Source organism: Nocardia sp. NPDC019219, assembly GCF_040632645.1.
Lineage (GTDB): Bacteria > Actinomycetota > Actinomycetes > Mycobacteriales > Mycobacteriaceae > Nocardia > Nocardia sputorum.
Map to the genome: position 1 here is coordinate 344,561 of NZ_JBEYCG010000001.1, position 24,436 is coordinate 368,996.

24 protein-coding genes are annotated in these 24,436 nt (G+C 68.5%); 13 read left to right on the plus strand and 11 right to left on the minus strand.

All coding sequences use genetic code 11. The features are described 5' to 3' along the window. The first annotated feature begins 12 nt into the window (after positions 1-12). Positions 13-270: a type II toxin-antitoxin system prevent-host-death family antitoxin gene (locus tag ABZ552_RS01625; protein WP_195081017.1), complete on the plus strand. Its 258-nt coding sequence runs from the start codon at positions 13-15 to the stop codon at positions 268-270. Next, positions 267-536 carry a type II toxin-antitoxin system RelE/ParE family toxin gene (locus ABZ552_RS01630; protein ID WP_357435192.1) on the plus strand — a complete coding sequence of 90 codons (270 nt, stop codon included), beginning with the start codon at positions 267-269 and terminating at the stop codon, positions 534-536. Before ABZ552_RS01625 ends, ABZ552_RS01630 begins: the two co-directional genes overlap by 4 nt. A gap of 60 nt (positions 537-596) precedes the next feature. Here ABZ552_RS01630 and ABZ552_RS01635 read toward each other — a convergent pair whose 3' ends face one another. From ABZ552_RS01635 to ABZ552_RS01650, 4 genes are all read right to left on the minus strand, one after another. Next, a complete protein-coding gene (locus ABZ552_RS01635; RefSeq protein ID WP_159841241.1) occupies positions 597-1,697 on the minus strand; it encodes an inositol-3-phosphate synthase in 1,101 nt (366 codons plus the stop codon). After that, entirely contained in the window at positions 1,690-2,247 is a 558-nt protein-coding gene (locus ABZ552_RS01640) for a PadR family transcriptional regulator (protein WP_039803160.1), read from the minus strand. Before ABZ552_RS01640 ends, ABZ552_RS01635 begins: the two co-directional genes overlap by 8 nt. 112 nt (positions 2,248-2,359) lie before the next feature. Next, positions 2,360-3,157: a DUF1707 domain-containing protein gene (locus tag ABZ552_RS01645; protein ID WP_357435194.1), complete on the minus strand. Its 798-nt coding sequence runs from the start codon at positions 3,155-3,157 to the stop codon at positions 2,360-2,362. Between the two features lie 4 nt (positions 3,158-3,161). Beyond that, positions 3,162-4,250: a DUF1707 domain-containing protein gene (locus ABZ552_RS01650; RefSeq protein WP_357435196.1), complete on the minus strand. Its 1,089-nt coding sequence runs from the start codon at positions 4,248-4,250 to the stop codon at positions 3,162-3,164. A gap of 112 nt (positions 4,251-4,362) precedes the next feature. Between ABZ552_RS01650 and ABZ552_RS01655 the strand changes: the two genes are divergently transcribed. The 3 genes from ABZ552_RS01655 to ABZ552_RS01665 all read left to right on the plus strand — a co-directional run bounded on the left by ABZ552_RS01655 (position 4,363) and on the right by ABZ552_RS01665 (position 9,542). Next, a complete protein-coding gene (locus ABZ552_RS01655; RefSeq protein ID WP_063016743.1) occupies positions 4,363-4,782 on the plus strand; it encodes a DUF5318 domain-containing protein in 420 nt (139 codons plus the stop codon). Positions 4,783-5,490: 708 nt separating this feature from the next. Beyond that, the gene (locus ABZ552_RS01660) at positions 5,491-7,659 is read left to right on the plus strand and encodes a transglycosylase domain-containing protein (RefSeq protein WP_281881211.1); all 2,169 of its coding nucleotides are present in this window, start codon (positions 5,491-5,493) and stop codon (positions 7,657-7,659) included. Positions 7,660-7,871: 212 nt separating this feature from the next. Next, on the plus strand, positions 7,872-9,542 hold the full coding sequence (locus tag ABZ552_RS01665; RefSeq protein WP_281919431.1) for a glycosyltransferase 87 family protein: 1,671 nt from the start codon (positions 7,872-7,874) through the stop codon (positions 9,540-9,542). A 21-nt stretch (positions 9,543-9,563) separates the two neighbouring features. On the opposite strand, the gene ABZ552_RS01670 is transcribed toward ABZ552_RS01665, so the two are convergent. After that, a complete protein-coding gene (locus tag ABZ552_RS01670) occupies positions 9,564-11,132 on the minus strand; it encodes a TerD family protein (protein ID WP_281876366.1) in 1,569 nt (522 codons plus the stop codon). A gap of 27 nt (positions 11,133-11,159) precedes the next feature. Beyond that, positions 11,160-12,569 carry a TerD family protein gene (locus ABZ552_RS01675; protein WP_357435198.1) on the minus strand — a complete coding sequence of 470 codons (1,410 nt, stop codon included), beginning with the start codon at positions 12,567-12,569 and terminating at the stop codon, positions 11,160-11,162. Positions 12,570-12,750: 181 nt separating this feature from the next. Between ABZ552_RS01675 and ABZ552_RS01680 the strand changes: the two genes are divergently transcribed. The 6 genes from ABZ552_RS01680 to ABZ552_RS01705 all read left to right on the plus strand — a co-directional run bounded on the left by ABZ552_RS01680 (position 12,751) and on the right by ABZ552_RS01705 (position 17,959). After that, the gene (locus tag ABZ552_RS01680) at positions 12,751-13,374 is read left to right on the plus strand and encodes an AIM24 family protein (RefSeq protein WP_281881213.1); all 624 of its coding nucleotides are present in this window, start codon (positions 12,751-12,753) and stop codon (positions 13,372-13,374) included. Between the two features lie 7 nt (positions 13,375-13,381). Further along, positions 13,382-14,080 carry an AIM24 family protein gene (locus tag ABZ552_RS01685; RefSeq protein ID WP_281876369.1) on the plus strand — a complete coding sequence of 233 codons (699 nt, stop codon included), beginning with the start codon at positions 13,382-13,384 and terminating at the stop codon, positions 14,078-14,080. A 7-nt stretch (positions 14,081-14,087) separates the two neighbouring features. Beyond that, complete coding sequence (locus tag ABZ552_RS01690; protein ID WP_063016753.1) at positions 14,088-14,852, plus strand: AIM24 family protein; 765 nt, start codon at positions 14,088-14,090, stop codon at positions 14,850-14,852. Positions 14,853-14,997: 145 nt separating this feature from the next. Further along, positions 14,998-15,861, plus strand: coding sequence for a helix-turn-helix transcriptional regulator (locus tag ABZ552_RS01695; RefSeq protein WP_281919375.1), 864 nt, complete (start codon positions 14,998-15,000; stop codon positions 15,859-15,861). A gap of 278 nt (positions 15,862-16,139) precedes the next feature. Then, positions 16,140-16,916 carry an SDR family oxidoreductase gene (locus ABZ552_RS01700; protein WP_281919374.1) on the plus strand — a complete coding sequence of 259 codons (777 nt, stop codon included), beginning with the start codon at positions 16,140-16,142 and terminating at the stop codon, positions 16,914-16,916. 197 nt (positions 16,917-17,113) lie between these two features. After that, on the plus strand, positions 17,114-17,959 hold the full coding sequence (locus ABZ552_RS01705; RefSeq protein WP_281876372.1) for a hypothetical protein: 846 nt from the start codon (positions 17,114-17,116) through the stop codon (positions 17,957-17,959). Between the two features lies 1 nt (position 17,960). Here the strand turns inward: ABZ552_RS01705 and ABZ552_RS01710 are convergent, their stop codons facing one another. After that, positions 17,961-18,758 carry an MBL fold metallo-hydrolase gene (locus tag ABZ552_RS01710; protein ID WP_281876374.1) on the minus strand — a complete coding sequence of 266 codons (798 nt, stop codon included), beginning with the start codon at positions 18,756-18,758 and terminating at the stop codon, positions 17,961-17,963. A gap of 47 nt (positions 18,759-18,805) precedes the next feature. On the opposite strand from ABZ552_RS01710, the gene ABZ552_RS01715 reads away from it, so the two are divergent. Both ABZ552_RS01715 and cyaB read left to right on the plus strand, forming a co-directional pair. Then, the gene (locus ABZ552_RS01715) at positions 18,806-19,204 is read left to right on the plus strand and encodes a MerR family transcriptional regulator (protein WP_281876375.1); all 399 of its coding nucleotides are present in this window, start codon (positions 18,806-18,808) and stop codon (positions 19,202-19,204) included. 24 nt (positions 19,205-19,228) lie between these two features. Further along, on the plus strand, positions 19,229-19,798 hold the full coding sequence (gene cyaB, locus ABZ552_RS01720) for a class IV adenylate cyclase (protein WP_281876377.1): 570 nt from the start codon (positions 19,229-19,231) through the stop codon (positions 19,796-19,798). Here the strand turns inward: cyaB and ABZ552_RS01725 are convergent. Genes ABZ552_RS01725 through ABZ552_RS01740 form a run of 4 tightly spaced genes read right to left on the minus strand, consistent with a single transcriptional unit; the run spans position 19,770 to position 24,425 of the window. After that, positions 19,770-20,558, minus strand: coding sequence for an HAD family hydrolase (locus tag ABZ552_RS01725; RefSeq protein WP_281876378.1), 789 nt, complete (start codon positions 20,556-20,558; stop codon positions 19,770-19,772). The genes cyaB and ABZ552_RS01725 overlap by 29 nt on opposite strands. Before the next feature lie 59 nt (positions 20,559-20,617). Continuing rightward, positions 20,618-21,757 carry a cysteine protease StiP family protein gene (locus tag ABZ552_RS01730; protein WP_281876379.1) on the minus strand — a complete coding sequence of 380 codons (1,140 nt, stop codon included), beginning with the start codon at positions 21,755-21,757 and terminating at the stop codon, positions 20,618-20,620. Then, positions 21,754-23,214 carry a phosphoribosyltransferase domain-containing protein gene (locus ABZ552_RS01735; RefSeq protein WP_281876380.1) on the minus strand — a complete coding sequence of 487 codons (1,461 nt, stop codon included), beginning with the start codon at positions 23,212-23,214 and terminating at the stop codon, positions 21,754-21,756. The genes ABZ552_RS01730 and ABZ552_RS01735 overlap by 4 nt, the downstream gene beginning before the upstream one ends. Beyond that, positions 23,211-24,425 carry an HpcH/HpaI aldolase/citrate lyase family protein gene (locus ABZ552_RS01740; protein ID WP_281876382.1) on the minus strand — a complete coding sequence of 405 codons (1,215 nt, stop codon included), beginning with the start codon at positions 24,423-24,425 and terminating at the stop codon, positions 23,211-23,213. Before ABZ552_RS01740 ends, ABZ552_RS01735 begins: the two co-directional genes overlap by 4 nt. Between the last annotated feature and the right edge of the window lie 11 nt (positions 24,426-24,436).

The window sequence follows — 24,436 nt, forward strand, 5'->3', positions numbered from 1 at the left end:
TACACTTTCGGTATGTCGGAGATCAGCATCCGGGAGCTGCGTGCCAACTTGGCCGCTCACATTCGCGAAGCGGAAGCCGGTGAGCAGGTGATCATCCTGCGAGACGGCGCGCCCGCCGCCGCCCTGGTGCCGCTGTCCATGGTGGAGGCATTCGACGCGGCCGAGGACGAGATCCTGGCCCGCGAAGCAGAGGCGAGGCTGGCAACCGACGAGCCGACCTTCACCATGGCGGAGGTGCTCGCCGACCTCTTCGAAGACGACGCGAAGTGAAGTACCGCTTCCGGTTCCTGGACTCGGCGCGTCGAGAACTCCGGGCCATTGAGCGGCCGGATGCGATGCGGATTCTGACGGCCCTCACGGCGCTGGGCGACGACCCTTACGCTCCGGGTTTGGATGTGAAGAAGTTGTCCGGCCACCAGGACCTGTTCCGTCTGCGCGTCGGCAGGTACCGGGTCGCGTACCGGGTGGACAACGGCGTACTGGTGATCCTCGTGGTGAAGATCGGCTGGCGCAAAGACGTCTATCGGGGCCTGTAGTGGCCGAGCAGGTCGGCCGAGGGCGTTTCGCCGTCGGCCGACCTCGTGCCGGTGCGGTGCCTACTCCGCGCCGATGATGAAGGCTTCCAGCTGGGCGCGCGCGATGTCGTCGGCGAGCTGCTGCGGCGGGGACTTCATCAGGTAGGCCGAAGCCGGGATGACCGGTCCGCCGATGCCGCGGTCCTTGGCGATCTTCGCCGCGCGCACCGCGTCGATGATGATGCCCGCGGAGTTCGGCGAGTCCCACACCTCGAGCTTGTACTCCAGGTTCAGCGGCACGTCACCGAAGGCGCGACCCTCCAGGCGGACGTAAGCCCACTTGCGGTCGTCGAGCCAGCCCACGTGGTCGGACGGGCCGATGTGCACGTCGTTGGCGCCGAGCTCCTTCTTGAGGTTGCTGGTGACGGCCTGGGTCTTGGAGATCTTCTTCGACTCCAGGCGCTCGCGCTCGAGCATGTTCTTGAAGTCCATGTTGCCGCCGACGTTGAGCTGCATGGTGCGGTCGAGCTGCACACCGCGATCCTCGAACAGCTTGGCCATCACGCGGTGGGTGATGGTCGCGCCGACCTGACTCTTGATGTCGTCGCCGACGATCGGGACACCGGCCTTGGTGAACTTCTCCGCCCAGACCGGGTCGGAGGCGATGAACACCGGCAGGGCGTTGACGAACGCGACACCCGCGTCGATCGCGCACTGCGCGTAGAACTTGTCGGCTTCCTCCGAGCCCACCGGCAGGTAGGACACCAGCACGTCGACCTTGTTGTCCTTCAGCACCTGCACCACGTCGACCGGCTCGGCCTCGGACAGCTCGATGGTCTCCGCGTAGTACTTGCCGATGCCGTCGAGGGTCGGGCCACGCTGCACGACGACGTCGCTCGGCGGCACGTCGGAGATCTTGATCGTGTTGTTCTCGCTGGCGAAGATCGCCTCGGCCAGGTCGAAGCCGACCTTCTTGGCGTCCACGTCGAACGCGGCGACGAACTTGACGTCGCGGACGTGGTAGGGCCCGAACCGCACGTGCATCAGACCGGGAACGGTCGAGGACTCGTCCGCGTCCCGGTAGTACTGCACGCCCTGGACCAGCGAAGAGGCGCAGTTACCCACACCTACGATGGCGACGCGAACCGCTGTGGCGTTGTCAGCCTTCTCGTTGTCACTCATGGCCGATATTTCCCTCTTTCTGTGGTGCCGCCTTCGTCGATTGCTCCGCCGCAATCAACTCGTTGAGCCAGCGCACTTCGCGCTCGCTTGATTCGAGTCCGAGTTGATGGAGCTGCCGGGTGTAGCGATCCAGCGACCCGCTGGCCTTCTTGATCGCCTCCCGGAGCCCCTCTCGGCGCTCCTCGACCTGGCGCCGCCTGCCCTCCAGGATCCGCATCCGCGCTTCCGCGGGAGTGCGGCTGAAGAAAGCCAGATGAACGCCGAAGCCGTCGTCGGTGTAGTTCTGCGGTCCGGTGTCGGCGAGCAGCTCGCTGAACCGCTCCCGCCCGGCCGGGGTCAGTTGGTAGACCCGTCGCGCACGGCGTGTCGTCGCGCCCGCGGGGATCTCCTCGGCGATCAACCCGTCCGCCTGCATGCGGCGCAGCGTCGGGTAGAGCGATCCGTAGGAGAAGGCACGAAACGCCCCGAGCAGGCCGGTCAGCCGCTTGCGCAGCTCGTACCCGTGCATGGGCGCTTCCAGGAGCAGCCCGAGGATTGCCAGCTCGAGCACCGGGCTTCACCCCCTGACTGTGTTCAGACCTAACCGATGGATGCGACTTCCCACTATATCGGAGCGATACATCTGTGCACAGACGTCTCCCCGCCGTGGACGACCTACCGACTCAGCGGGAGGGCGGGAAGACCGCGAGCGGCTCGCCCGCGAAAGTGACCTTCGCGTATCCGGAAGCGCCGCCAGGGCAATTCACATGGATATCGACCACGGGACCGGGGTCGACCGCGCCGGGCGAGTCGAACTGCAGGCTGACGTGACTGATCACGCCGTCCGGGCACTTCACCGTCTGCGGCGCACCGGCCAGCAGGCGGGCGATGGCGGGCACGTCGATGGCGGCGAGGTCGAAGGTGCGCGTCCCCGCTTTGCGCTCGGAGGCCCGCGAGGTGCCGAAGTCGCCGTCGTAGCGGTAGTCGCCGGTCTGGGCCGCGTTGCCGGGCTTCTGCCGGTCAACCAGGGCGTACTTCGGGTACAGGGTGACATCGTCGGCGATCAGGTCCCCGAACTCGGCCCGATACTCCGCGAGGAAGTAGGACAGGCCCGCACCGGTGGTCATGTCGGGAACCTTCTCCGACGAACCGGGCAGATCGACGCCGCAGCGGCTGATCGCGCCCACCATCGCGCCCGCGACCAGGGCGGCCGCGATCGTCGAGACCGGCGCCAGCCAGCGCCGCGGGCGCCGCCGGTCCACGCGGACCACAGGGGCGTTCGCGAGGTCGTCCGGAACCTGCAGATCATCGATCAACGCGTCCAGCTCGCCGAAGGATTTGGCTCCCATCGCCTTGGCGGTACGCGCGGAATGCTCGCCCGCGGTCAACTGTCCGTCGGCCAGCGCGGCGTCGAGCAGACCGCACACGTCGGCGCGGTCGGTATCGCGGGCGCGGATTCCGCTGTATCGGGTTGTCGCCATCGTCCTACCCTTTGAACGGCGAGACACGGCGGATCTCGCCCGCCGGAGTCATCGTGAAGTATCCGCTCTCCCTGACCGAGTTGCTCACGTAGACGGTGACGAGGGGTTCGGCGTTGGTCCTGGCATCGGCCACGCTCACCGAGAAATGCGTCACGGCGCCGCCCGGCACCCGGACGATCGTGGCCGCGTCGGCGAGCGCCCGGCCGATCGCCTCCGCGTTCAACGCGCCGAGATCCACCGACGGTGTGTCGGCCTTGCGGGTCTCGATCTGCCGGGACTGCGTGAAGCCACCGCGGTAGTCGTAGGCGACCTTCCGGTTCGCCTGCCCCGGCACCGCCCGGACCAGCGAGGCGTAGTCCTCGTGCATATACAGCTCATCGACTTGGAGGTCGCCGAATTTCCGCTGGTAATTACGCAGGAACGTGGCGATTCCCTCGGTGGTGTGCGGGCTCGGCGTGGGGATGACCAACGGTTGCACCGTCGCTTGGTCCAGCACGGGCATGGCCTGCGCCTTCGGGTGCGGTTCCTCCGCTTCCCGGGTGACCGCGAGGAATCCGGCGCAGGCGGCCAGGACCGCGGCCACGGTCACCGCGGCTGTGTACCACCGGCGGCGTGAGCGCGGCGGCCGCGGCGCCGGGGCGATATCGCCGGGCCGCTGCAAGTCCGAGACCAGATCCCGCAGATCGCCCAGGGTGCGCGCCTCCGCGGCGAGTTCGGCGAGGGTGTCGTGCTCCTCTTCGGACAGCTGGCCGTCGACCCGGGCGGCGTCGAGCAGCTCGCGAGTAGTGGCGCGATCGGCATCGCGCGCCCGGGTGTGATCGGGATAACTTGCTCCGGATGCCGAGCGGCGCAGGCGTTTTCGCGTACTCGCCGAGCGCTGCGGAGTGAACCCGCGCACCGTGGCCTGGCTTTGCAGATCGGCGGTGAGCGCGGACAGGTCGCCGAGCGTTTTCGCCGCCGCGGCCTGCGCGATCCGGTCGTGGTACTCGTCGGCGCCGAGCTGTCCCTCGGCGTAGGCGGCGTCCAGCAAGCTGGACGCGGCGGCGCGGTCGAGGTCACGCGCTCGCGTGCGCCCGGATGCTGCGGTGGACACAGACGGATGGTAGCCCGGGCCACGCCGCGACGCGCTGGATCGCGGCCGGTCGGGACCGGTCAATCCGCACAGCCCGGGGCGGGGTGATTCCAACACCGCTACTCTGGTTCTCGTGCGAATTCAGCGGCAAGTTGTCGACTACGCCCTCCGGCGCCGGTCGCTGCTGGCTGACGTCTATGCGGGCCGGGTCGATGTCGCCGAGGTGTGTGATGCGAATCCTTATCTCTTGCGTGCGGCGAAGTTCCACGGCCGGGGTAGCGAAGTCACCTGCCCCATCTGCCGGAAGGAACAACTGACCCTCGTATCCTGGGTCTTCGGCGACGGCCTCGGGCCGGTCGCCGGATCGGCTCGCACACCCGAGGAGCTTGCGCGACTCGCCGAGACGCGCGAAGAATTCTCGGTTCATGTCGTCGAGGTATGCCGGACGTGCAGCTGGAATCATCTGGTGCAGTCCTATGTGCTCGGTTCCGCGCCGGCGCCGCCGCGCCGCCGCACCGGGACACGCGCGAACCGGCGCACTGCCGCCGAATGAAGTGCCTGGGTCATCCCCGTCGGCTGACTCGGGGAGCAGGCACGCGTCCGCCGCGGTGACGACTACCGCTGATAGCCACCTGGACCGCTACGAGTTATGGAGATCTTGTCAGTGAATTCGCCCTACGAGCCCTACGGCGATGAGCCACATGGCGGTCGTCCTCCGCAGAGTTCACGTCCAAGTCCCAACCCGTACCAGAATCCCCGTCCCGGGCCGCCGCCCGGCGCCCGTCCGGGTCAGCCGTCGGGTGGGCGTCCCGTCCCCGGCGAGCCGCGCGGGCCGCAGCCGCCGCGCCGCCCCGGCCCCCCGCCGAACGGGCGACCGCCGCAGGGCGGCCGTCCGCCCCAGCCGGGCCGTCCGCCGCAGCCGAACCGCGGCGTGCCCACCGGCGGCGCTTCCGGCCCCCAGCAGACCCAGCGGATCCAGCGACCCGGCTCGCTGACCGAGGCGGTGGCCGAGCGCGACCGGCGCGGTCCCAGCACCGGCCCGCGTCCGGCCACCGGTGGGCGTCCCGCGGTGGACCGTGATGGACGTCGCGTTCCCGGCAGCGGCCCGACCACGGGTGAGCGCAGGCAGGCCGCGGGCGGACCGCCGTCCGGCCCGCCGCCGCGCCGTGGCGGCGGCAACGGCTCCGACGGGCCGGGTCGGCGCCAGCCCGCGCAGAAGAAGAAGTTCCCGTGGCGGATCGTGCGCCGCACGCTCTACGTCATGATCGCGCTGGCCATCCTGGTGCCCAGCGGCATCTTCCTGGCCGCGTACACCACGGTGTCGGTGCCGCAACCGGGCGACCTGAAGACCAACCAGGTGGCGACCATTCTCGCCTCCGACGGCACGTCGGTGATCAGTAAAGTCGTCCCGCCGGAAGGCAACCGGACCGACGTCACCATCGACCAGATCCCGCCGCACGTGCGCAACGCGGTGATGGCGGCCGAGGACCGGGACTTCTACACCAACCCCGGCTTCTCGATCTCCGGCTTCGCGCGCGCGGCCAGGGACAACGTCCTCGGCAAGGAGAGCGCGGGCGGCGGCTCGACGATCACCCAGCAGTACGTGAAGAACGCGCTGGTCGGTGACGAACGCTCGCTGACCCGCAAGATGCACGAGCTGGTCATCTCGGCCAAGATGGCGCGGCAGTGGAGCAAGGACGAGATCCTCGCCGCGTACCTGAACACCATCTACTTCGGTCGCGGCGCGTACGGCATCGACGCGGCGTCCAAGGCGTATTTCGGCAAGCCGGTGCAGGAGCTGACCGTCGCCGAGGGTGCCGTGCTGGCCGCCACCATCCAGTTGCCGTCCAGCCTCGACCCGGAGAAGAACCCGGAGGGCGCGAAGACCCGCTGGAACTACGTGCTCGACGGCATGGTCTCCCTCGGCAGCCTGAACACGGCCGAGCGGCAGGGCCTGCAGTACCCGCAGGTGGTCCCGCTCGCGTCGACGCGCGACAAGGAACAGGACTCCGGCCCCGAGGGCTTGATCAAGACGCAGGTGCTCAAGGAACTCGCCGCGGCGGGCATCAGCGAGCAGCAACTGAACACCTCCGGCCTGCAGATCACCACCACGATCGACCCGAAGGCCCAGCAGGCGGCCGTGGACGCCGTCAACAAGAACATGGACGGCGAGCCGGAGAACTTGCGCACCGCCGTGGTCTCCGTCGATCCGCGTACCGGCGCGGTGCGCGCTTACTACGGCGGCAACGACGGCCAGGGCTACGACTTCGCCAACGCGGGTCTGCAGACCGGTTCGTCCTTCAAGGTCATCGGCTTGGCGGCGAACTTGGAGCAAGGCATCCCGCTCTCGCAGATGTACGACAGCTCACCCATCACGGTGAACGGCATCAAGATCACCAACGTCGAGGGCGAGCAGTGCGGCATGTGCACCATCGCCGAGGCGCTGAAGCGATCGCTGAACACCAGCTTCTACCGGATGCAGCTGGACATGCAGAACGGTCCACGCAAGATCGCCGACATGGGGCACAAGCTCGGCATTCCGGAGACCATCCCGGGCGTGGGCAAGACACTCACCGAGCCGGACGGCTCCGGGCCCAACAACGGCATCGTGCTCGGTCAGTACCAAGCCCGGCCGCTGGACATGGCGTCCGCCTACGCCACGCTGGCCGCCTCCGGCGTCTATCACGCGCCGCACTTCGTGACGAAGGTCGTGACCGCCGATGGGCAGGTGCTGCTCGATCGGGGTGAAGTGGCCGGTGAGCAGCGCGTCTCGGCGGCGGTGGCCGACAACGTCACCGCCGCGATGAAGCCGATCGCCGCCTACTCCCGCAACCACGGGCTGGCCAACGGACGCGAATCAGCATCGAAGACCGGTACGGCGCAGCTCGGCGATACAGGGGAGAACAAAGACGCCTGGATGGTCGGCTACACACCCTCGCTGTCGACCGCGGTGTGGGTGGGAACGGAGCAGGGAGACCCCTTGCGGAATGCCAGTGGCGGCATGATCTACGGATCGGGCCTGCCGTCGGATATCTGGAAGGCCACGATGGACGGTGCGCTGAAGGGCACCACCAACGAGAACTTCCCGAAGCCCGCCCCCATCAAGGGTCAAGCCGGTGTGCCGGAGTGGTCAGCTCCCTACACACCGCCGTCCACGGTCGATACCCCGCTGCTGCCTCCGGTTGTGGTCGCACCGACGCAGGTGGAGATCCTGCCCGGCATCACCATCCCGGTTCCAGGCGTCCAGCCCGCGCCGCAGCAGCAGCGCCCGCAGCAGCAGCGGGAATCGGACTCGGGCCCGCTGCCCGGCCAGCCGGTGGCGCCGTCCGACGGCTCGTCGCCGACGGCCACCGGCTCACCGAGACCGGGCAACAGCGGCAACTCGAACAACGAAGGCACGACCGGAACCGCGCCGACACGGGGCCGGTAGTTCACTGTCACGCAGGCCGGGGCCGACCGCATCAGGTCGGTCCCGGCCTGTGTCGTATTCGAAGCTCCGCGGCTGTGCACGGAAGGCACGCGTGGAGGGTGTGGACGACTCGATCCCGACCGTCGGCCGCACTCCGGGTAGCCTCGGGATCCGTGACCGATCAGCAGCTGGTGGAGCCACGGAGGAATGGGAGGGCACCGCTGTCGGACCAGGTGAAGCCCGGTGGGGCGTACTACGCGGCCCCGGCTCCGCTCGCATCCGATCTCCGATCCGCGGACGCCCGAGACCGGCCGAGTCGCAATGATTCCCTCGCCGCGCAACTGTCCACGGTGATCGGCGGGCCGGTCGGTGATCACGCGCTGATCGGGCGCGTGCGGTTCTGGACGCCCATGCGGGTGCTGCTGGCGTTCACGGTGGTGTTCCTGGCACTGGGCTGGTTCGGCAAAGCAGGTTGCATCCAGCAGACCAACGGCGCGGACGGCCCGACGCTCGACTGGAACAACGGCCGGCAGTACGTGGCGATGTGCTACTCGGACACCGTCCCGCTCTATGGCGCGGAAAGACTGAACGAAGGCGCCTTCCCGTACAAGAAGCAGTGGACCGAGCAGACTCCCGACGGTGGCCGGGAGACGCGATACATGGAGTATCCGGTGCTCTCGGGCCTGTACCAGTACCTCGCGATGCGGATCGCGAAGAGCTGGGACGTCGCGCCACTGCCCGGTGCGCTGCAGGTGGTGATCTACTTCAATGTCGTCGCGTTCGGTCTGGCGATCGCCTGGCTGATCACCGTCTGGGCGTCGGCCCTGCTGTCCGGCCGCCGGATCTGGGACGCGGCGCTGATCGCCTGTTCACCGCTTGTGATCGTGCACGCGTTCACCAATTTCGACGCGCTCGCGACGGCCTTCGCCGCGACCGGCCTGCTGGCCTGGGCACGGCGCAAACCGGTGGTCGCGGGCGTGCTGCTCGGTCTGGGCGGAGCCGCGAAACTGTATCCGCTGCTGCTGCTCGGCCCCATCGTCGTGCTGTGCCTGCGTACCGAGACGATGCAGCGCACGCCGCGCACCCACCTCGGCCTACGGATCCGCGACATCGACGGCTGGCACACCTTCCTGGCGTGGGTGCGTGAGACGCCCTACCGCATCCAGTTCCTCAGCGCCCGTCCGCTCGGCGCCGCGTCCGTCACGGTGTGCGCCACGCTGGCCACCTGGCTGGCGGTCAACCTGCCGATCGCCGCGCTGTTCCCGAACGGCTGGCGAGAATTCTTCCGGCTGAACACCACCCGGCACGCCGACCCGGACTCCATCTACAACGTGATCTCGTCGTTCACCGGCTGGCCCGGTTTCGACGGCGTGCTGACCCACGGGGAGCAGCCCGCCATCCTGAACGCCGTCTCGCTGCTGGCGTTCGTCGCGGCATGCGCGGCGATCGCCTACATCGGCCTCACCGCACCGCGGCGGCCGCGGCTGGCACAACTGTGCTTCCTCGTGGTCGCGGCGTTCCTGCTGACGAACAAGGTGTGGAGTCCGCAGTACTCGCTGTGGCTGGTGCCGCTCGCCGTCCTGGCACTTCCGCACCGGCGCATCCTGCTGGCCTGGATGACCATCGACGCCCTGGTCTGGGTCCCGCGCATGTTCTACTACCTCGGTCTGGACCGCAAGGGCCTGCCCGAACAGTGGTTCACCGGCACCGTCGCACTGCGCGACCTGGCGGTGCTCGGACTGTGCGCCGTGATCGTGCGGCAGATCTATCGCCCGGAGGAGGACCTGGTGCGGCGCGACTTCGTCGACGACCCGGTCGGCGGGATCGTCGACCGCATGCCGGACCCGCTGCTGGCCTGGCTGCCGGAGCCGCTGCGACCGCGACCGGCGGTCGCCCGCGGCTGATCCGGCCGCCGGCTCAGACGCTCACCTGGTGCGCAAGAAACGCGCCTGCCGTTCCGGTTCCTGCGGCAGCATGTCCAGATCCAGCTGCCAGGCGCTACCGGTCCACGGATCGAACAGTGGCGTGCCGTCGACGGTCGGCAGGTGGCGGCACGACTGCGACAGCATCGCCACGGTGGTGTCGGCCGAATCGGATTCGTTCGCGCCGACGATCACGATGGACAGTCCGATCAGCTCGCCCCGCGTGATCAACGCGCCGATCCGCTGGGCGTCCGAACTCTGGTAGCCGTGCGGGAAATCCGCCGCCAACAGCACCCGATGCTCGGCGGGTGGCGTGAAGGCGCCACTCGTGTAGGCCAATTCGGCGAGTTCGGCCGCGTCGACCAACGCCTGCAGCCGCGCCGAGATCTCGGCGTGGTCGGTGATCGGAGGACCGTTCAGCACGGGAGCGAGCAGGCCGGTGAAGCCGCTGAACGCGTCGGTGAGATCGATGATGTCCACCAATGTCCGCCGTTGCGGCGCCGTGGCGAGCAGCCGGGCCAGCAGGGCGCCCACAACGGGCGCGACCGCGCGGGTCGATTCGGCATCGATCCACAGCGGCCGGTTCAGCGGCACCGGAACGCAATACGGGATGCGCAACGTTCCCCGGTCGAGGGCGTACAGCTCGCCGAGCCGGATGCCGTCGCTCGGCGCGGGCGGCTTGTCCCAAGCCGGCGAGTCCCAAGACGCCAAGGCGGGCGGCAGCACCCGGTCGGCCTCGGCGAGTTCGCCCCTCAGCTGTTCGGCGTCGCGCTCGTGGTTGTGCTCGGCGGTGCCGACGAGTTCGTCGTGCCGTTGCTGCGCGACGCGACGCGCCTGCTCGGCTTCTGGAGTGTTCCTGGTCGCGGGATCGGAGACGGCGAGCGACAGTTCGTTGTCCAGCCGCTTGGCCGCGTACTCCCGCGCCGAGACCAGCGCGGCGGCCGACCGCGCGGCGTCCTCGAACACCATCCACAGCCGCTCCAAGCCGTGACCGACCTCCAGCGGCGCACCGGCGGCGGCGATCTGCGCGTCACCGGCCAGTGGGCCGGCCATGGTGTGCGTGCCGGGCTGCCCCGACTCCGTGGAGGAACCGTCGACCTCGACGCCGTGCGCCGTGAGCAGCACGGCCAGCCCGCCCGCGTAGCCTTGGCCCACCGCGCGCAGCTTCCAGGCCGGGCCGCGCCGGTACACCTCCAGACAGATCAGCGCCGTCTCACCGGACGACGGCGTGATCGCGAACTCCGCGGTCACGCCGCCGTTCTCGGACAACGTGGCGGTGACCGGCCCGAGGCCGTCCGCCCGCGCGGGGGCGGACGGGTCGGCGCTCACCACCAGCAGCACGGCCTTCGCGTCGGCGCGTACCTCGGTGAGCGTGATCGTGACCCCGTCGGCGGCCAGGGCCACCCCCGGCGCGGCGGGCTGGTTGTAGAAGACGAAATCGTCGCTGGAGAAAACCTTCAGGTTCTCGGCGACCACCAGCGCGGAAACATCGAGGGCAGCCTCGGCTTTCGCGCTGAAACGAACGACCTCACCGGTCAATGGGATGTTCTGACCGGCCTGCAGTTGTATCACCGTATCCGCCCCGCTGTCCGCCGCCGGTCAACCGTTGACGAGGAACCGGCCGAGCTGCGGCACCGCCTCACCCGGATGCTTGGCCTGGAAGCCCTCACCGAGCGCCTGCAGTTTCCAGTCGTTGCCCACCCGGTACAGCTTCGACATCGCCATCGCGGTGAACGGCATGCCCCCGGCGAGGGTGTACCTGGCCAGTTCGCCGTTGTTCGTCCCGTCGACCAAGCGGCAGAACGCGTTCTGCACCTGCTCGAAAGTGTGGCCCTTGTAGGAGGTGACGATGAACACCAGCGTCGTGATGTGCGCCGGGACGCGGGTCAGGTCGACCAGGATCATCTCGTCGTCGCCCTCGCCCTCGCCGGTGAGGTTGTCGCCCTGGTGGCGGATCGAGCCGTCCTTGGAGGTCAGCTGGCCGTAGTAGGCGACGTCGACCGGGTTCATGTCGGCGAACATGATGACCGACGCGTCGAGGTCGATGTCGACCGTGCGGTTGCCGAACATACCGCGGCTGCGCACCGGATCCCAGCCGAGACCCATCTTGACGAAGGTCAGCGCGGCGCCTTCCTTACGCAACGTGACCCGCTGGCCCTTGACCAGGCTGACCGGTCGGTCCTTACTCAGGCTGACTTCCGCGGGTTGTTGCGGCTGCTGCTGCGGCGGCTGGCCGGGCTGCTGGTAACCGGGACCGGGCGGCGGCGGGTAACCCGGGCCGGGAGGCGGGTAACCAGGACCGCCCTGCGGCGGCTGGCCGGGGCCGGGCGGCGGGTAGCCGGGACCAGGGGGCGGGTAACCGGGACCGGGCGGCGCGTACTGCGGCGACTGCTGCTGGGTCGGGTACGCCGGGGTGGTCGGCGGCGGGTAGTTCGGCGGCTGCTGGACCGGCTGCTGCGGAGGCGGCGGCGGGGCCTGTGGCGCCTGGGCCGCCTGGGCAGGAGCGTCGTCGACCGTCACACCGTGATCGGTGACCAGCGCGGCGAAACCGCCGGCGTACCCCTGTCCGACCGCGCGCACCTTCCACGCGCCCTGGCGGCGGTAGAGCTCGAGCGCGATCACGATCGACTCGGTGTTCAGTCCTTCGATCCGGTACTCGTACAACTGGTTACCGGCCGCGTCCGACACGATCGCGGTGGGGGCGGGGAACTGGCCGAAGTTGCTGTTCGCGTCGTCCAGCGTGATCACCGCGCGAATCTGATCGATGTCGGCGGGCACCGCGTGCAACGACACCGCCAGCGACGCGGGCTGTCCCGCGGGGGCGGGCTGCAGGTTGACGCCGGGACCGCTGGGCTGGTTGAAGAAGACGAAGTCGGCGTCGGAACGGACCTTGCCCCGCTCGGTGACCAGTAGTGCCGACAGATCCGCCGGAGCCGAGAGCTGGACGGAAATCACCACGTCGTTGGTGGCCAGCGGACCGTTCTGGCCCTTGGCGAGTGTTGCGGACAAGTTCGACCCTTCGCTTGTCGGTGCGTTCGCCTGACACTCTACGAGAAACGCGTTGCGCGCCGCTCGTACTGAACGGCCGCGCTGGCCCGACACCCGAGAACGCATCGGTTAGGGTGACGGCACGCAGATGGAATACGGCGGTCACACCGTGTTCCCGATCCAGACGGCAGGCAAACATCGCATGGCGCAATTGTTCGAGCAATCGAAGAAGGTGATCGAAGCTCACCTGGCCGGGACCAGCCTCCGCGCGATCTCCGGTTCGATGATCGCCTACGAAGGAAACGTTCAGTTCAAAGCGGCCGGTTTCGGCGGGGGCGACGGCGTGCTCGCCGGGCTGAAGCGCCGGGCCACGGGTGAGAAACTGTCGCTGATGGAATGCGCCGGGCACGGCCGGGTGTTCTTCGCGGTCAACGGCCAGCACGTCACCGTGGTGAACCTGAACAACGAGACGCTGCAGGTGGAGTCGCAACAGTTGCTCGCCTTCGCCGGAAACCTGCGCACCGACGTACGCTTCGCCGGGTTGCGCGGTGCGTCCACCGGGCAGGGCCTGTTCACCACGACCGTCTCCGGCCAAGGTCAGGTCGCGCTGCTCTCGGCCGGCGGCCCGCTCATCCACCTGGAGGTTTCCCCGCAGTATCCGCTGGTGGTGGATCCGGACGCGTTCGTCGCGGCGCGCGGGAACCTCAACCAGTCCTTCGTCACCGACGTGTCGTGGCGCAGTTTCGTCGGCCAGGACGCGGGCGAGGCGTTTTCGCTGCGCTGGGACGGCCAGGGCGTGGTGTCGATCCAACCGGCGGAACGGTAGGCGAGCTGTGTTCGAGAAGGTCAACGGCAAGGTCGTCAAGGTCGATGTCGGCGTGGCGGGCGGGGTGGTCGCTCGCAACGGCGCGATGCTGTTCTATACGGGCGCTGTGTCTTTCGCGCCGCATCAGATCCCGGGTGCCCAGGGCATGGGCGGTATGGGCGGGCTGATGGGTCTCGCGGGCCGCGCGATGGCGGGTGAGCACGAGCGCACGATGCTCGCGCAGGGCAACGGCGTGGTCCATTACGGATTCGCCGGCCTGGAGGTCCACGTGGTGCACCTGCAGCCGGGTGCGACGCTGCGCGTCGAGGCATCGCGGCTGCTGGCCAACACCGCCGGGTTGCAGAGTTCGGTGGTCTCCGTCATGAGTTCGGGCGGCGGGGGCGGGGGCGGCGGTCTGATGGGCGCGCTGCGCGGCGCGGCCTCGGGCGCGTTGACCGGCCAAGGCATGTTCACCACCCAGCTGTCCGGGCACGGCGCCGCGGTGCTGCTCGGCCACGGCGGATTCCTGGAACTGCAAGTGGGCGGGCCGAATCCGATCGTGGTCGACCCGCAAGCCTTCGTCGCCGCCTACGGCAACGTGCAGACCGAGCTCAAGTCGGCGTTGAGCTGGCGCGACGCCGTCGGCCGTGGCTCCGGGGAGGCGATGCAGCTGCATTGCGTCGGGCAGGGCGTCGTCTACGTGCAGGCCTCCGAAGAGAAGTTGTGAGCAGGGTATGTCCCAGATCCTCAACCCCATGAATCTCGGTGAGAGCGACAACATCCCGGGAAACAGCTACGCGTACTGCATCGACCTGAACAAGCCGTGGTTCATGCGCAAGGGCGCGATGATCGCCTACTACGGCGACATGCGGTTCCAGATGCTCACGCACGGATTGCAGGGCGGGCTGCTGCACATGGTGTCGCAGCAGTTCTCCGCACCGCTGTTCACCGGCGACTACGTCGTCGCGGAGGGGCACGGCAAGCTGATCATCGGCGACCGCGGCTACGACATCAATTCCTACGATCTCGAGGACAACGGCAACCTGACCATCCGGGCGGCGAACCTGCTGGCCTTCGAGCCGGGCCTGTCGCTGAACCAGTCGATCGTGCCCGGGTTCCTCACCCTCATCGGCACCGGCAAGTTCCTCGCCTCGTCCAACGGGCCGGTCATGTTCGCCGAGCCGCCGCTGCGCGTCGATCCGGAATCGCTGGTCGGATGGGCCGATTGCCCCTCCCCCAGCCACCACTACGACGAGGGCTGGATCTCGAACTTCCTGGCCGCCGGTGCCGCGCGCTTCGGCGTGAACTCCGGTGAGGAGCGGCAGTTCGAGTTCACCGGTGCGGGGACCGTGCTGATCCAATCCAGCGAGAAGGTGCTCAGCGACTCGATGCTGGTACGGACCATCGAGGGGCAGATCCAGAGCGGCATCACCGTCGGCGGCCTGCAAAGACTGCAAGGGCTCATCGCGCAGCAATTGGCCGGGCAGCAGCAGTACTGAGCGCGTTGGTGGCGGACTCCCACCAGTCGGACACCCGCCTCGGTGCCGCACCCGGCGACACGCAGCGTGGACGACGACGATGTCGCGGCTTCGGTGGGTGCAGCGCACCCACCTACGAGCACGCCTTCGGAACTACGCTCGATACATGTCGTCCAATGAGCTCGGAGATTTCCTCCGGTCGCGTCGCGCGCAGGTGTCGCCCGAGGAAGTCGGGGTCCGGACATACGGCGTGCGTAAGGTCGCGGGCCTTCGACGGGAGGAAGTCGCCTTCCTCGCCGGGCTCAGTTCCGACTATTACACGCGTTTGGAGCAGGGTCGCGAACGTAACCCGTCCGCCCAGGTGCTCGACGCGCTCTCCCGTGCGCTGCGGCTCGATGCCGACCAGGAAATGCATGTGTACCGGCTGGCCCGGTTGGTTCCGGCGTCCCGCGGGTCCGGCGGCCGGGAGCCGGTGAGCCCGATGCTTCTGCAACTGATGGACACCTATGCCTCGACTCCGGCGTTCGTGCTGAATCGGACACTGGACATCCTGGCCACGAACCGTCTCGCCGAGGCGCTGTTCTCGCCCTTCGCCGACACGGACAACCTCGTGCGCATGGTGTTCACCGATCCCGCAGGCCCGGAATTCTTCACCGAGTGGCATCGTGCGGCGCAGTCCACAGTCGCGTCCTTGCGTTTGGCGGTGGGGCACGAACCCGACGACGCTCGTCTGACCCGGTTGGTGGCGGAAGTCTCGGCGGCGAGCCCGGCGTTTCGCCGGTACTGGGCACAAGGCCATGTGCGGGGCAAGACGGTGGAGGCGAAAGAACTCGCGCATCCTGACGTAGGCACGCTCAGCTTGGTTTTCCAAGCGTTCGATGTGCGGGACAAGCCAGGACAGCAGCTGGTGATCTATCAAGCCGAACCGGGGTCACCGAGTGAGCAAGCCTTGAAACTCCTGGGATCGCTGTCCGCGACGAAGTACCGCGAACGCGAGGATTCCGACGTCTCCTTCCGCGAGCAGGGTTGACGAACCGAACCCGTCGATAACTGTTTATTAACTCCAGCTTCTTGCGACCGGGGCACGTTCACCCGACTTCGCTGCAAGCCCCCTGCAGAGGTGGACGCCGGTCCATTTTTCGCCTGTTTCGGGACTGTAACTCGGGTCGAGCGATAGCCATACGGCCCGTGTTTGCCTGGGTGCGCGGCACCCAGGTGGGTTGCGTCCTGTTAGCTGATGCTCTGCGAACCGAGGATGGATTGCGTACTTCCGAGAACCGGAAAAACACATTCCTGAGGAGAGAAATCATGAGCCAGGTCATCAGCGGAACACCCCTCGCAGGCCGCGTCGCCGTCGTCACCGGCGCCTCCAGCGGCATCGGGGAAGCCACCGCCGAACGACTCGCCCGACTCGGGGCGAAGGTCGCCCTGCTCGCGCGCCGCGGCGACCGCATCGGCGCTGCCGCCGACCGCATCACCGCCGCCGGGGGCACCGCTCTCGCCGTCACCGCCGACGTCACCGACCGCGCTGCGATGCAGGCGGCCGCCGACCGGATCCGCGCCGAACTCGGCGACGTCGACCTGGTCTTCGCCAACGCGGGCGTCCAGCTGATCTCCGAGATCGTGGACCTGAAAGTGGAGGACTGGGACACCCAGATCGACCTGAACATCAAGGGCGTGATGAACACCATCCAGGCCTTCGTCACCTCCCTGGTCGACGCCGCCGCCGACGGCAAGCCCGCCGACCTGATCACCACCTCCTCGATCGCGGCCACCCGCGTCCTCGAGAAGTTTCAGGTCTACTCCGGCACCAAGGCCTACATCAGCCAACTCACCCGCCTGCTGCGTACCGAACTCGGCCGCAAGAACGTTCGCGTGGCCACGATCGAACCCGGCATGGTCGACACCGAGCTGCCCGACCACGTCAGCGATCCCGACGCCAGCAAGCTGATGGCCGACCTCATCGACCAGATCGACGTCCTGCAGTCCGAAGACGTCGCCGAGACCGTCGCCTTCGTCGCCGCCGTCCCCAAGCATGTCAACCTCACCGAGATCACCATCCTGCCCACCGCGCAGATCATCTGAGATGCCCCGGGCCGCCCCTGCCTCGAGCACAGGGGCGGCACGCTCGTGCGCGTGCTCGCCCGGCGAGCGGACAACCGCGTCAGAATAGACTGGTCGAACCGGCGTATCACATACGGAGAGCAAAGGATTCGCGTCGGAACGGTGAACTCGACTCGATGTTCGCCGGGGCGAGTCAACGGTCGGCGCAGAATCGGGTCATGGCTGACTTGGCGCTCTCGCCACAGCGTCGCACGGCGCTGACGAACCTGGTCCGAGACGAATCCACCTTCGCGACCGCGTATCCGCGGGTGGCCGTCTACTGGTCCGCCGCCGGACGGTTGCCCGGTACCGGTGACGACATCGCCGACGCCACGTTCGACCTACACCTCCTGCACTACTTGACCGGCGGCGCGAGCACGAACCCCTATTGGGACATTGTCGCCGCCGCGGTCTCGCCCGGGCCGCGCGAGCGCGCCAACCGTTCTGAAGTGAACGGTGGAAACCCGAAAGGCAGTGCGCGTCTGGCGTATGCGCAGATTCTATTGCAAGGCGCCTATGCCTACGCGATCCCCTCGCCCGCGACGCTGCGCTGGGTCGCGGACGTCGCGCAGGGCAGACAGCTGCTGGAAGTCGGCTCCGGTCGCGGCTACTGGGCGCATCAGTTGACTCGAATCGGCGTGCCCACCACAGCTTTCGACTCGCACCCGCCGGATCGCGCGCCGAACCCGGCATTTCCCGTCATCGCGGGCCAACCCACGACGTGGCATCCCACCGCGACGCCACCCGCGTCGATCGCCGCTCTGGCCGCCGCCCACGCCGACCACGCGCTGTTCCTCTGCTGGCCGCCCGGCTGGGAGAACCCGATGGCCTCCGGCACCCTCGCCGCCTACCAGGAGGCGGGCGGCTCCTTGCTGATCTACGTCGGTGAACCGCGCGGCGGGCGCACGGCCGACAGCACGTTCTTCGACAGGCTGGAGGCCGGATGGACGCTGCTCGACCAGGACCCGGACTACGTCTCCTGGTGGAACCTCGGTGATCGGGCGCAGTGCTGGCAGCGTCGGTGAGTCAGCTCGCGCGCTGGAACTCCCACGGGTCGTGCGCGCTGATCAGCGTGACCTCGTGACCGTGATCGCGGTGTAGTTCGCGCAGCCGCGCCTGAGTGCCCAGCCGCAGGTCGTGGTGGACCTCGGAGCTGGTCTGCACGATGTCCAGCACCGGGTGCGGCTGCGGGGCCGGGTCGAGTTCGCGATGGTAGTAGTACGCGTCGCCGCAGTGCAGCAGCCAAGTGTCCCCATCGCGGACGGCGACACCGGTGTGGCCCGCCGTGTGCCCGCCCAGCGGGATCAGCTGGAAGTCGTCGGGCAGGTCCTTCGGCTGGAGCGCGTCGAAGCCGAACCAGTTGCCGGTCGGGCCCGACGGATAGGTCACCCAGTGCGGGTCGTGCGCCCAGTGCGCGGGGCGGTAGCGGTAACTCGGGGCTTCGGCCAGTGCCGCTGCCAGCTCGGCGGCGAGCACGTGGACCCGCGCGTGCGGGAAGTCGGGCAGTCCGCCGCAGTGGTCCACGTCGAGGTGGGTGAGGATGATGTGCCGGACGTCGGCGGGGTCGTAGCCGAGCCGCTCGACCTGGCGGATCGCGGTCTCGTCTTCGGCGAGCACGGGCTGGGCCATCGTGACCCAGTCCGCCCCGAGGGTGCCCGCCGGGTCGCGCACGTCATCGAGTCCGATGCCCGTCTCGATCAGGACCAGTCCGTCGGACGCCGTCTCGACCAGCAGGCAGTGGTTCACGGCATGAGCGGGGGCGGGGCCGTCGTAGGTGGCTTCGATCTGCCGGACGGAGCCGCAATTGAGGTGGTGGATTGTCATGCGAGCTAGTCTGTGACTTGAAGCGCGGTTCAAGTCAAGGAGACGAGATGACCGACCTGCTCGATATCGCCGAGGTCGGCGCGCAAACCGGCCTCGCCCCCTCCGCCCTGCGCTTCTACGAGAAGCGCGGTCTCATCGCAGCGACCGGCCGCAACGGCCTACGCCGCACCTACCACCCCGACATCCTGAACCGCCTCGCCCTCATCTCCTGCGCCCGAGGCGCCGGTTTCACCCTCGCCGAAATCGCCCGCTTCCTACGCGCCTCCCCCTCCGACGCCGAACTCCGCACCCGCATGGCGGAAAAAGCACGACAACTCGACGACGACATAGCCCGCCTCATCCGCATGCGCGACAGCCTCCGCCACGCCGCCACCTGCAACCACGACCCCCTGGTCGAATGCCCGGACTTCAAGTCGAACTTCGAGAGTGCCGCCGAATCGGTGTGAGGCTGCGAAGAGAGGATCGGTCACATGATCGAGGCCGAAATCAAGGCTCGAGTCCGTGACGTCGAGTCAGTGCAGGCTACGCTGGCGGCGCGGAGCATGGGTCAGCGCGCGAAGTATGAGGACACTTACTACGACCTGCCGGACGAGCGATTGTCTTCGGAGGGCCGTGAGCTGCGGTTGCGGACGATCACTACGGGCAATGGGCGGCGATCCCTGCTGACCTACAAGGAACCCGCGGTCGACACGAGCAGTGGATCGAAGCCGGAATACGAAACCGAGGTGGCCGACCCTACGGTGCTCGACTCCGTGCTACGCGGTATCGGCCTGAAAGAGCTGGTCGTCCTTGAAAAGCGTTGCATCAACTATCGATTCGAGTCCGAAGGACGCGACCTGCTGGCCACACTGGTGACGGTCCCCGAGTTGGACGGCACGTTCATCGAGCTGGAAACCATCGTGCCCGAAGCGGAACTGTCGGAAGCGCTGGAGCTCGTTCGGTCCACACTTCGTCAACTCGGAATCGCCGACGGCGATCTCACCACCGAGCAGTACACGGATGCCGTACTTACTACGCGGCGGAAGCCGGAGCTCCCTTGATGAACCAGTTGATGATCTCCTCGCCCGCGAGGATGCCGGTGGCGCGGGTGATGGTGAGGTTGGGGTGGGTCCAGTTGAGGTGTTCGAGTTCGCCGTGGCGGGGGCGGATGGCGGAGTCGGCGGCGCGCAGCATTTCGGCGTCGAGGGCGCCGTCGCCCGCGGCGAGTGTCCGGGCCTCGTCGGCGAGTTCTCCACTTTCCCAGAGGCGCTTGCGCACCTCGGCGACCGCGCGGCTCTTGCAGACGACCTGCGGCATGGTGTAGATCTTGCGACCCTGCTGAGACGCGGACCAACCGCGTGAACGACACCAGTCGTCCCACTCCGCCAAGAACCCCTCGGGCACCTCCTTCGGCTTCACCACGAGGTAGCAGAACAAATGGTCGGCCACGCGGAACTTCGTGACCCAGGAGTCATCGATGCGGGTGTGCAGTTCCTTGCTCACTTCGGACAGCGTGGCGCCCCCCGCGCGAACCTTGGCGTCGATGGCGATGCGCCAGCTCAGGTCGGGCACGCCGTCGACCAGGATGTTCCCGCCGTTGCTGGTGATCGCGTAGCGCCACGGCGCTCCGGGCAGCCGGATGCGGTCGAACTGCTTGATCGTGCGGGTGGTGGTGGGAACGATGGCGGCGGGTTCGGTCAGGGTCTGCATCCGCAGCGCCGCGGTGGTGGTCATGAACGACAGCGGCGCCCCTTCCAGATGCTCCACGCAGACCGTCGGCACGTCGGCGGTGGTGCTGAAGGCGTTACGCGAGTAGATCATCGTCCGGTCCAAATCGGTCGCGATCAGCGCACGTCTTCGGTGGGCTCTCGGAGATAGGTTCACTGCTGCACGTCCTTGATCAATCCCATGCACGAATATGCCAGGTCGGGGACGACGTCGACCGGGACGCCCCGGGCCGCGGCGAGCAGGCGGATGTGCGCGTGCTCCGGTGCGTCCGCCTCGCGCACCAGCACCCGCCACGGCACCCGCCGCAGCAGCACCCGGGTGGTCTCGCCGACGCCGGGTTTCACGAAGTTCACGCTGGCGATGCCGTACTGCTCGCGCACCTGCTGCACGGACGCCCAGCCGGTCCAGGTGGGCGTCCGGTCGCTCGCGCGAACTCCGGCCACCTCCGCGGGCACCCGGTCGCGGATCGCGTCGAAGGCGCCGCTCACGGTGTCCAGCAGACGCCCGGACACGTCGTCACCGGCCAGTTCGCGGTAGAACTTGGCGCCGTGGAAATCGCCGGGGCCGATCAGCGTGTCGTTCAGGACGGTGCGCGAGACCAATCCGGACACCGTCGAATTGAGGCACGCGGAGGCGATCAAGAAGTCGTCGCGCGTGCCGTAGGTGCGCACGCAGTGCCCGGGATCGGCCAGCACCGCCAATTCGTCGTCGAACCGGGGGCCACCGGCGGCGTGATAGGCGTCCAGCGCCTCGGTGAGCTCGCGGGTGATCGCCCCTTTGCCGGTCCACCCGTCGACGAACACGACCGAGGACGGATCGTGATGCTCGGCCAGATAGTCCAGCGCCACCGCGTCGATGCCGCGATCCCGCACGATCGACACCGCGTAGTGCGGCACCTCGAGGCTCGGACGCCGCGCCCGCAGCCAGCGGCGCATCAGAATGCCGACCGGTGTGCCCGCACGGGCCAGCGACACCAGCACGATGTCGTCGCCGCGTTCGGCGACGACCAGTTCCGACACGGTCGCCACGGCCAGCGCGAGCCGCTCGGCGCTGGCCGCGAGCACCTCGTCGAACAGCGATCGGTACGCCGCGTCGGGCTGATACTCGATCGGCAGCGACTCCGCGTAGTGCGCCTTCCCGGCCTGTATCCGCCGTTCCCGCTCGACGATGTCGGCTTCCAGGTCGACGTCCGACAGATCCTTCAGCAGCCAGGAGACTTCCTCGGCCGCGTAGGAGCCGAACTGCGGTCCGTGCAGGGGGGTGGGTAGCGCACCCACCTCGGTACTCGTCATACCCGGCTCCCGTCCGACTCCGTGCGTTCGGCGTGCAGCCGCCGCGGGTCCGCCTCCGGCAGCACCGCCAGCAGGACGTCGGCCCCGGAAGCGGTCAGCACATCGATCAACCCGTGCTCGGCCGTCAGCTCCGCGGTGTCGGCGGGGGAGTCGACCACGACGACGAGCACCGGGTCGGCGGCCGGGCCGTCGCCCTCGGCGCCGCTGTCGACACCGTCGTCCGAGATCGCGACGGCATCGCCGTGCGGCGAACCAGCGAGCAGCGCGCCCAGCCCCGCGAGGTCGGCCTCGAACAGGTCGAGCGAGGTCGCGGGCCACTGCGCGTTGTACAGATAGCGCGGCTCGGCGTCGCCCGGCTCGGGCGCGACGAACCGGAACCCCCGCCGCAACGGATACCCCGGCTCGTCCAGCACGTACGCGGGCGACCGCGTGGTGGTCTGGAAACGCGTGGGCGTCCCCGACTCGGCGAGCAGCGCCGCCAGCCGCAGGGGCAGGTACATGAGCTCCTCGTGCCCGAGCACGATGACGGCCCGGCCGGGGAAGTCGGCATCGAGCCGGGCGGTCAGCGCACCTCCCGCGTCCAGCAGCGCGGCCTCGAACGCGCCGGTGTCGGAGGCCAGGATGCCGTGCCTGCCGCCCTCCGGCACAGCGGTCGGCCACGGGAGTTCGACGCGCCCGAACGAACCGGTGTGCCCGGCGGTCGGGTTCAGCCGAGGCTCGGGGAGTGCGCCGACCGCGTCCACCAGTCCGTCGGGCAGTGACGCGCGGCCGGTGGCGAGGCACACGGTGTCGATGCGCGCCCCGAGTTCGGCAGCCACGGAGTCGAATTCGGCCCGCTGGGCATCGGTGCGCAGATCCACCAGCGACGCGAGCACATAGTGCGTGCGGGGCGCGAAGGCGTGCAGTGCCCGCACCGCGTCGATCGCGGTGTCACCGGTGGAGATCTCGTCGTCCACCAGCACCAGCGGCAGATCGTTGACGAAGATGCCGGCCGGCGCCGGTTGCAGCAGGTGGGAAGTGGCGTGTGAGTGCCCCTCCTCGAAACCGGCGAGCGTCGTCGCGTGCGGCACCGCGCGCCGGGTCGAATGCAGGTAGCAGCTCGCGCCGATCCGCGCGGCCACGCAATGGCCGAGCCCCGTCGCGGTCTCCGCGAATCCGAGCACTACGGCTTCGCGCGCACCGAGCACCGCTCGAACCAGGTCGCCCAGCTGATCGCCCGCGCCGAGCACCACGCGCGGATCGGTGGGCAGGTGCTTGCCGAGCACGGTGGAGACCAGCAGATGCGCCCGGCGCCGATTGTTGTGGCGAACGCCCGGTTGCACCAGCGCGGTGATCGGCAGCCGCGCGGAACGCAGCCGCTCCGCGCCGCCTTCCGGATCGTGATGCAGCCCGATGCCGAGATTTCTTGTCGCCCAGAATATTTCGTTGTGACCGAATTCGGTCGAGGTCCGGCTCATACGGTGACCAACGCCGTCAGCAGATCCACGAAGGACACTCCCTTGTTCGCCACGCCGAACACCCGTGCACGCAACAGCGTCTGCCGCGCCCAGCTGCGATGCGGCCGCATCTCGTTCATCTTGTTCCGGTAGCCGGAGGCCGCCACGCCGCCGACGTCCTCGCGCAGGATGTCCAGCGCGTCCGAGTACTCCTCGTGCGTCACCACCGACAGCGCGTGCACGGCGGCCACGTGCGACGGGTGGATCACCGTCTTGCCCTGGATGCCGTTGGCCCGGTCCAGCGTGATCTCCCGCAGCAAGCCGTCCAGATCCCGGCTCACCAGGTACTGCCGGAACGGCACCGCGTCGGACTCCTCGAACGGCGCGGTCCGCAGCAACGGCCGGAACATCCGTTCGTGGTCGGCGAAGTACTCCCACACCGGTCCCGTGATGACGAAACCGGTGCCGTCCGCGCGCCCCAGGTAGTTCACGATGTCGGCGATCACGTCGGCGACCACGCGTACGTCGTAGATGGTCAGGTCGCGATCGCGCCGGATGCCGAACGTCGAACACATGTCCGTCGCGCCGACCCGCACCGCGAGCACCCGGTCCCGGTGCGCGGCCAGCAGCGCCGCGATCTGGGTGAGCTCGTAATCGCGGGTCTCCCGGTGCACCAGCCCCGGCGACTCCAGCACCGGCATTCCGTACAGTGGCCGGTCCACCCGCTGGGCCGCCACGTTCAGCGCGTTGAGGTACTTCGGCCCGGTGACGCTGTCGAACTTCGGGAACACGAAACCGGTCAGCACCCTGGCACCCGGTCCGAGTTGCTCGATGAGCTCGGTGATCGTGTCCGCGTCGCGCACCCGCACGAACAACAGCGGGTTGGCGTCATGGCTGCCCGCGAGCAGATCGAGCGCGGCGACGGTCTGCCGCTTGGCGTACTCGACCTCGTGATCGGCGACCGCGTCTTCGAGGTCGATCACCATCGAACACACCCCGTGCTCGGCGCGCCTGCCGATCGTCAGCGCGAGATCGGGCCTGGTCGCCGGTGCGTACAGCGTTGCGCCGAGCCCGACCGCGAGCAGCTCACGATCGGTGTGGTCGTCGCCGAACGGTTCGGGCTGCCGGTGGAACAGTCGCCTCGCCTCCGGCCCGTGCAACTGCCGGAAGTGGCGCAGCGGCATTCGCTTCCGCAGGCAAACCTCCTGCTGGACGGCGATGCCTGCGGTCATCGTTGCCCCAT